The sequence below is a fragment of the Roseicella aerolata genome, from assembly GCF_020523605.1.
Classification (GTDB): Bacteria; Pseudomonadota; Alphaproteobacteria; order Acetobacterales; family Acetobacteraceae; genus Paracraurococcus; species Paracraurococcus aerolatus.
Window position 1 is genome coordinate 24,566 of record NZ_JAJAQI010000054.1, and the last position, 7,913, is coordinate 32,478.

Consider the following 7,913-nt stretch of genomic DNA (forward strand, 5'->3'; position numbering starts at 1 on the left):
CCCGGCACCGCCTCTCTCTTTCCACGCGGCCGGCGGGAGCGGCCGACGCCGTGCGAGTCCCTACCCCAGGAAGTCGCGGATCAGCCCGATCTGGTCGGCATCCATCAGCGCCGGAGCGTGTCCGCAACCCGGGATCTCCACCAGCCGCACCCCGGGCTTCTGCGCCATGGCGCGCGCCGTCTCCGGCAGCAGCAGGTCGCTTTCCACCCCGCGCAGCAGCAGCACGGGGACCGTGACACGCGCCCACAGAGGCGAGAGGTCCATATCCTCCGCCGGCGTGGCGCCGCGGAAGGGCGCGGCGATCGCCGGGTCGTAATGCAGCGCGACACGGCCACCCGGCGCCGGCCTGGCGGAGGTCTCGGCCAGATGCCGCCATTCGGCATCGGACAGGTCACCGAAGGGGGCATGCACCGCCCGCAGATGCGCTTCCAGCGCCGGCAGGTCGGCGAACTCGGTCTCCTGCCCCAGATAGTCGCCGATCCGTGCGATCGATTCCTTCGGCACATGCGTGCCGATGTCATTCAGCACGAAGCGGCGGACCGGATGGCCCGGCGTCGCCGCCACCACCATGCCGCAGATGCCGCCCAAGGAGGTGCCGATCCAGTCGACCGGACCGTCCAGCCGCGCCAGCAGGTGCGACAGCGCGGCGATGTAAGTCGGCGGGATGTAGAGCGCCGGATCGGGCAGCCGGTCCGATCGGCCACGGCCGGGCAGGTCCGGGCAGAGCACGCGCCGCCCCTCAGCCGCGAGCGCCGCCGCCAGCGCGTCGAAGTCCCGTCCGCTGCGGGTCAGGCCATGGACGCAGAGGACGGGCATGCCCTCCGTCGGTCCCCATTCGGTCCAGGCCAGCGTGAAGAAGCCCTGCGGTAGCATGTAGCGCAGGTGGTTGCGGCGCATGGTGGAACCCCCCGGTTGGTTCTGGACGTGCCGCTCCCCCGGGGGGCACAGCCCTGGCCGGCCGCCGGACCGGCTGTGTGCCTCCCCTGCCCCGGGCCATCCGCCCGGAGCCTTGCCCTGCAGCGGATGGCGTTCATGCCGAACGCCCATCCGCTGGGGCTCTTTGTTGTTCGAGCGGATCCACGCTCCCGGGCGTTCACGCCCCTCCGCGATCTGCTCTAGCCCAAACGGGAGCCAGAAGGCCTCCACACAGTCAGGTGATGCCCTTTTCCTTCAACGCCGCGACCTCGGCCGCGGCCATCCCCAGCAGCCCGCCCAGCACCTCGGCCGTGTGCTCGCCCAGGATGGGCGGCGCACTGCGATAGCTGGGCGGCGTGGCGGAGAGCTTCACCGGGTTGGCGATGACCTTCACCGCTTCGCCCGAGCCATGCTGCATCTCCACGACCATGTTGCGGGCCCTGACATGCGGGTCGGCGAAGACCTGTTCCAGCGTGTTGATCGGGCCGCAGCCGATCTTCAGCGCCTCCAGCGCCTCGATCCACTCGGCCGTGGTCCTGGACTGCATCACCGGCGTCAGCGTGTCCGTCACCAGCTGGCGGTTGGCGACGCGCTTCGGGTTGGTGGCGAAGCGCTCATCGGCCAGCAGGTGCTCCTGCCCGAAGGCCTTGCAGAAGCGCTCGAAGGTCGGGTCGTTGCCGACCGCCAGGATGATGTAGCCGTCCTTGGTCGGGAATTCCTGGTAGGGCGCGATGTTCGGGTGCTGGTTGCCGAGCCGCGGCGGGTTCTCCCCGGTCGCCAGATAGTTCATGCCCTGGTTGGCCAGCCAGGCCACATGCGTATCCAGCATGCCGATATCGATCTGCTGGCCCTGGCCGGTGGCGTTGCGGTGGTTCAGCGCCGCCAGGATGCCGATGCAGCCATAGAGCCCGGCGAAGAGGTCGGCGACCGGCACGCCCACCTTCTGCGGGGACCCGTTGGGCTCGCCGGTCAGGGACATGACGCCACCCATGGCCTGGATCAGCGCATCATAGCCCGGGCGCGGGGCATAGGGGCCGGTCTGCCCGAAGCCGGTGATCGAGCAGTAGATCAGCCGGGGGAATTTCTCCTTCAGCTGCTCATAGCCCAGGCCGTACTTGGCCAGCGCCCCGACCTTGAAATTCTCGGCCAGGATGTCGCAATGCTCCAGCAGCTTCAGGATCAGCGCCTGGCCCTCGGGCCTGGCGATGTCCACGGTGACCGACTTCTTGTTGCGGTTCACCCCGACGAAATAGGCGCTTTCCCGGGTGTTCGGGATGAAGGGCGGGGCGAAGCCGCGGGTATCGTCGCCAGCCTCCGGCCGCTCGATCTTGATCACCTCGGCGCCAAGATCACCCAGCATCTGCGTGCAGGTCGGGCCCGCCAGCACGCGCGTGAGGTCGAGAACGCGGATGCCCGTCAGGGGCCCGGAGGGTCCCGTTTCACCAAAGCCTTGCGGGCCGCTCTGTTCCTGCATCGTCCACTCCCTTCCGGGGTCATTTCCGCCCATTTCATGCACCAGGAGGGGGCGGCTTCATAGCCACCCCCTGCCTCTGCCGGGGCCTGCATCCAGCCAGGCCAGCGGCGGACCGGCCGGCACCGGCAGGATGCGGCAGAGGAGGAAGCGCGGCCCTAGGCTTCCCGCTCCTCCGCCCGGGCATGGGCCACCACCGGCCTGCCCGTGCCGAAGGGCAGCGCGGTCGCGAGGCTGACCATCACAACCGGCCCCGGGGTCGAGGCTGCCTGCCGCAACATCGGCGGCGCCCTTCGGGACGAGGGCGGTCAGCCCGGCTTCGGGCTGGCCTTCTGCTCTCCGCCCAGCAAACGGGTGAAGGCGGAGCGCGATGGCGAGGCCGGGGCGACCCGCGGCAATTGCAGCAACCCGTCCACGGCAGGAGAGCGGACCACCTGGCCGGAATGCACGAAGCGCTCGTGGTTCGCCTCGATCTCTTCCCGGTCATAGAGATAGTTCACCATCACCCCGTAGCTCTCGCGCATGCCGCGGCCACTGGTGTTGCCGAGCCAGTTGATGCACTCCAGCCGCGCCCCGTTGCCGAGGTGGAAGCGCGCCACCGGATCGATGCCGCCCTTGTCGGTCGCCGGCCGGGTCAGATAGGCGGCGGCCAGCCGCAGCAGCGGCGCCCGCAGCGCCTCCCGCTTCGGCTCCTCCTGCCACCAGCCCCCCTCGGCGAGGGCCCGGAAGGCCTCGGCCGGGTCGTCCTTGCCCGCGGCCGCCGCCAGGGCCGCGGCTTCCTCCGGCCGGAAAAGCCCGCCCTCGGGCGGACTCGCAAGCTGCCGCTCCAGCCAGCGGCGGTAGCCGGGGACGGGCGAGAGGGTGGCGAAGCGGGTAAGCTGCGGCAGCTCGGCCTTCAGCTCCTCTACCACCTGCTTGATGAGGAAATTGCCGAAGGAGATGCCGCGCAGCCCCTCCTGGCAGTTGGAGATGGAATAGAAGATCGCAGTATCGGCCCTGGCCGGATCGCCCGGCGGCTCATCCCGCGACAGCAGCGGCTGCACGGCGCTGGCGAGACCCTGGACCAGGGCGACCTCGACGAAAATCAGCGGCTCCCCCGGCAGGGAGGGATGGAAGAAGGCGAAGCAGCGCCGGTCCGCCGCGAGGCGTCGGCGAAGGTCGTCCCAGCCCTGGATCTCGTGCACCGCCTCATAGGCGATCAGCTTCTCCAGCACCGCGGCCGGCGTCTGCCAGTCGATCCGGCGGAGTTCCAGGAACCCCCGGTTGAACCAGGAGGCGAAGAGGTGCCGCAGGTCAGAATCCAGCACCTTGAGCGCCGGCTCCGCGCGCAGCAGGCCGAGCAACTCCTCCCGCAGCGTCACCAGGGCGGCGGTGCCACCGGGCGCCAGGTTCATCCGGCGCAGCAGTTCCTGCCGCGGTGCCTCCGCCGCCTCGGCCAGTCTCGCGGCCGCCTCGATCGAGGGCTCGGCCAGCCAAGCCTCGGCCGCCTTGCGCAGCGTCTCGGGCTTCGGGGCGAAGCGCTCCACCAGGAATCGGAAGAAGGCCGGGCGGTCATCGCCCTGCAGCGCGCAGACCGCGTCGTGCAGTTCCCGCGCCACGGCGGCACCGGAGGCCTCGCCACGCTCGGAGAGCAGCGATTCCGCGAGGCGCCGGGCGCGATCAAGCTGCGGCAGGGTGGCAGCGGGGACATCGGCATAAGGTCGGCCGCGATCGGCGATGCTCGCCCAGACCCGTTCCAGCCAGGTGCGGCTCTCGGGAAGGCCGGACGGGCTGGGAGAAGGGCTGGTGCTGGGCGCGATGGCAGCGGGCATGCGTCTCCTCCCTGGGCGATCATCGCCTCGTCTCGGTATTTCTAGAGTGTTTCCGCGCGCCGTCGAGCATGCAAAACCGCACCGACGGACATTGCCTGCATACAAAATTGAAGCCGCTCCCCTCCGGGCGGCTCGACCCTTCCCCACGGACATGGCAGCATTTCCGAAACGTCGTTGCCGCCATCGGGTGCCGGCGTGATGACGGACACGAGGGAGAACCGGGCATGTCGCAGGCCAGGGAAGCCGGCCTCGCCCGCGGGATGGTGCCCGAGCCGCTGCACCCCGCGACCATCCCGGCCACCCTGACGGAGACGATCCGCACCGGCCTCTCCGATGACATCATCTCCGGCCGCCTGCCGCCGGGGACCGAGCTCGAGGAGCAGGCCCTGGCGGAGCGCTTCGGTGCCTCCCGTACCCCGGTGCGGGAGGCGCTGCGTGAACTGGCCGCGGCCGGCCTGGTCTCGATCGAGCCGCGGCGGGGCGTCCGGGTCGCGGCCCTGACGCTGGACCAGCTCGGCGAGATGTTCGAGGTGATGGCCGAGACCGAGGCGATGTGCATCCGCCTTGCCACCCACCGGATGACCGCGCCGGAACGGGCCGCACTGCTCGCGCTGCATGCCCGGATGGCGGCGACAGCCGCCGCCGGAAACCTCCATGCCTACGACGCGCAGAACCGGGATTTCCATTTCGCCATCTACCATGCGACCCACAATGCCTTCCTCGCCGAGCACGCCCGGGCGCTCCGGCTGCGCCTCGCCCCCTTCCGCCGGGCGCAATTCCGCGGCGCCGACCGGCTGGCGCGGTCGCATGCCGAGCATGCCGCGATCCTCGACCAGGTGCTGCGCGGTGACGGGGCGGAAGCGGGGCAGCTGATGCGGGCCCATATGCTGGCGGCCAGCGCCAGCCTGGCGGACTACCTGGCGGAACAGCCCGTGGCGGGATGAGCCGTCCGGTCGCCGGAGGGCGAGGGCCGCGGGCGCGAATCGGCCGGCAGGATGCGAGCCGGGACGGCTTGCCGCCGGGCGTCGCGGCGCTCATCTTCCGCCCGGCTGACACGCACCGATGCTCTCGGGAGGAACCCCATGCTCGACCGGCCCCACCCCACCCCGGCCGCCCCGACCCTCGATCCCTTCGCGCTGGCGAAGGCGCTTTCGGGCTATCACTTCATCGGCGGCGGCTATGTCCCCGGCCGGAACGGCAAGACCTTCGCCGTGGTGAACCCGGCGACCGGCCAGGAAGTGGCGCGCGCCGCCGAGGGCGACGCGGCCGATGTCGATGCCGCCGTGCAGACCGCGGCCAAGGCGCAGAAGGAATGGGCGAAGGTGCCGGCGCGCAAGCGCGGCGCCCTGGTCCACCAGTGCGCCGCCCTGCTGAAGGAGCACCAGGAGGAGCTGGCGCGGCTCATTGCGCTCGAGACCGGCAAGGCCTTGCGGACCGAATCGCGCGTCGAGGCCGGCGTGGTCGCCGACATCTTCGAGTTCTTCGGCGGCCTCGGCTCCGAGCTGAAGGGCGAGAGCGTGCCCTTCGCGCCCAACGTCCTGTCCGTGACGGTGCGCGAGCCGCTCGGCGTGGTCGGAGCCATCATCCCCTGGAACGTGCCGATGCTGCTGATGGCGCTGAAGGTCGCGCCGGCGCTGGTGGCGGGCAACACGGTGGTGGTGAAGAGCGCGGAGGAAGCGCCGCTTGCCGTCCTGCGGATCTGCGAGCTGATGAATCGCGTGCTGCCGCCGGGCTGCTTCAACATCCTCTCTGGCTTCGGTCCGGAATGCGGCGCGCCGCTGGTCGAGCACCCGAAGGTCCGCAAGGTCACCTTCACCGGCTCGGTCGAGACCGGGAAGATCGTCGCCAGGGCCGCAGCCGATAAGCTGATTCCGGTGACGCTGGAGCTCGGCGGCAAGTCGCCGATGATCGTCTTCGCCGATTGCGACTTCGAGAAGACCGTGAGCGGCGCGCTGACCTCCATGCGCTTCACCCGCCAGGGCCAGAGCTGCACGGCGGCGAGCCGCATCTATGTGGAGCGGCCGATCTTCGACAAGTTCGTCCAGGCCATGAAATCCGCCGTGGACAAGATGGTCATGGGCGACCCGCTGGACGAGAAGACCGATATCGGCACCATCGTCAGCGAAGGGCAGCTGGAGAAGGTGCGCGGCTTCATCGAGGAAGGCACCAGGACCTCCGGCGCGACCGCGCATGTCTGCTCGGCGATGCCCTCCGACCCGGCGCTGAAGAAGGGCCTCTTCATCCAGCCCGTCATCTTCACCGGCCTGACGAAGGAGAGCCGGCTGGTGCGGGAGGAGATCTTCGGCCCGGTCACGGTCATCGCGCCTTTCGACGATCCGGAAGCGGTGCTGGCCGAGGCCAATGACAGCGAGTACGGCCTCGCCGCCAGCCTCTGGACCAACAACCTGAAGGTCGGCCTGGACCTGGCGCACCGGCTGGAGGCCGGGCTGGTGCAGATCAACCAGAACCTCGTGGTGCAGGCCAACCTGTCCTATGGCGGCGTGAAGAGCAGCGGCCTCGGCAAGGAAGCCTCGCTGGAGGCGATGCTGGAGCACTTCACCCACAAAAAGACAATAATGGTGAACATGGGCTGAAGAATTGGGTTTGCAGGTTTGGAGGAAGTTGGAGCACACAGAAACCCAGCTTTTCCTTGGATTCTTTAAGGCTTGGGGAACATTAAAGGGGCGGGCGCAAGAGGACAAGCTTGTGCCCCCTCCCCCTTGCCCGATACTGTGCATGAATCTTGCAAATGCGCCTATACAGGCGTCATTTCTCCAGCAGCAAACCTTGCATTCCTTGCATCACGAGAATAATGCGCGTCGTCGCCTCAGCGTGCTATTGTGACGCGGGTAGCCGTTCGCACAGTTGTGGCAGTTGCGCCGCACAGCCTGACATTGCCGACGCGGATCGTCAAAAAGAGTGCTTGCTGTTGGTCCGGACCCTCATTATGAGGCCGGCCCTGCTGAGGTATCCAGCCGACGTAACTGGCTGGTGATGACTGCGCCCTAATAGAAGTTCGTGGCCAATTGGGCCGCGGGCTCCGGTGATGATCGAGCGCCGTGACGCGAACCAGGGCGTCACAGACGCGGGCTGATCGCTTGAACCGGCGTGGGGCGACGAGGATCGGAGAGCGCCGCTCCGTCGGCGTCACTCCGGGCATGGCTGGGGCAGCCACCCAGCTCATGTGGCATGTCTGGGATCGGCCACATGCTCAGCGACTTCGACCACACCCTTTGGGGCGTGGCGGGGTCGCTGTGGCCTGATGTACCCCGTCATCCCACGCGTCCCTCGTCCACGCTCCGCAAGAGGAGCGAACTATGACCAGGACGCCTAAGACAAAGAAGGATGACCTGGGCGAACTTCACTCAGTGAAGCTGGCCGAAGATCCTGTGACGCAGGCCGAAGCGCCTGTCGCTTCTGCCATCCCCGTCGACGACGCGGCCGATCTTCATCCAGTGAAGGAGGCCGAGGTCACGAGTGATTCCGGTGGCTCCCAAATCCAAGTCAATCTGGATGAACTGCCGGCCGGTGGTGGCGATCCCAGTGCGTTAGGCGAAGAGCCTATGCCTGAGATGTTCGAGGACATCGAGGAGGAGGGTAAGCGTAAGCCTGTCGTGGCCTTGCGGTGACCATGGCGCGTGGTGGATGTCGTGTGGATGCCCGACGACGTGACACCGCCTGCAGCACTCGCAAACCGCTCATACGACGGTCGTAAG

General features: G+C 68.6%; 7 protein-coding genes. 3 read left to right on the forward strand and 4 right to left on the reverse strand.

Features of this window, described 5'->3' with window-relative positions; all coding sequences use genetic code 11:
* Positions 1–60: 60 nt before the first annotated feature.
* The 4 genes from LHA35_RS24245 to LHA35_RS24255 all read right to left on the reverse strand — a co-directional run bounded on the left by LHA35_RS24245 (position 61) and on the right by LHA35_RS24255 (position 4,197).
* A complete protein-coding gene (locus LHA35_RS24245; protein ID WP_226613378.1) occupies positions 61–897 on the reverse strand; it encodes an alpha/beta fold hydrolase in 837 nt (278 codons plus the stop codon).
* 253 nt (positions 898–1,150) lie between these two features.
* Complete coding sequence (locus LHA35_RS24250; RefSeq protein ID WP_226613379.1) at positions 1,151–2,389, reverse strand: CaiB/BaiF CoA transferase family protein; 1,239 nt, start codon at positions 2,387–2,389, stop codon at positions 1,151–1,153.
* Positions 2,390–2,544: 155 nt separating this feature from the next.
* Positions 2,545–2,667 carry a hypothetical protein gene (locus LHA35_RS28810; protein WP_264185770.1) on the reverse strand — a complete coding sequence of 41 codons (123 nt, stop codon included), beginning with the start codon at positions 2,665–2,667 and terminating at the stop codon, positions 2,545–2,547.
* 27 nt (positions 2,668–2,694) lie between these two features.
* Positions 2,695–4,197, reverse strand: coding sequence for a malonyl-CoA decarboxylase domain-containing protein (locus tag LHA35_RS24255; protein WP_226613381.1), 1,503 nt, complete (start codon positions 4,195–4,197; stop codon positions 2,695–2,697).
* Between the two features lie 224 nt (positions 4,198–4,421).
* On the opposite strand from LHA35_RS24255, the gene LHA35_RS24260 reads away from it, so the two are divergent.
* The 3 genes from LHA35_RS24260 to LHA35_RS24270 all read left to right on the forward strand — a co-directional run bounded on the left by LHA35_RS24260 (position 4,422) and on the right by LHA35_RS24270 (position 7,826).
* On the forward strand, positions 4,422–5,141 hold the full coding sequence (locus tag LHA35_RS24260; RefSeq protein WP_226613383.1) for a GntR family transcriptional regulator: 720 nt from the start codon (positions 4,422–4,424) through the stop codon (positions 5,139–5,141).
* 138 nt (positions 5,142–5,279) lie between these two features.
* Positions 5,280–6,791: an aldehyde dehydrogenase family protein gene (locus tag LHA35_RS24265; RefSeq protein WP_226613384.1), complete on the forward strand. Its 1,512-nt coding sequence runs from the start codon at positions 5,280–5,282 to the stop codon at positions 6,789–6,791.
* A 723-nt stretch (positions 6,792–7,514) separates the two neighbouring features.
* Entirely contained in the window at positions 7,515–7,826 is a 312-nt protein-coding gene (locus tag LHA35_RS24270) for a hypothetical protein (RefSeq protein WP_226613386.1), read from the forward strand.
* Positions 7,827–7,913 lie beyond the last annotated feature (87 nt).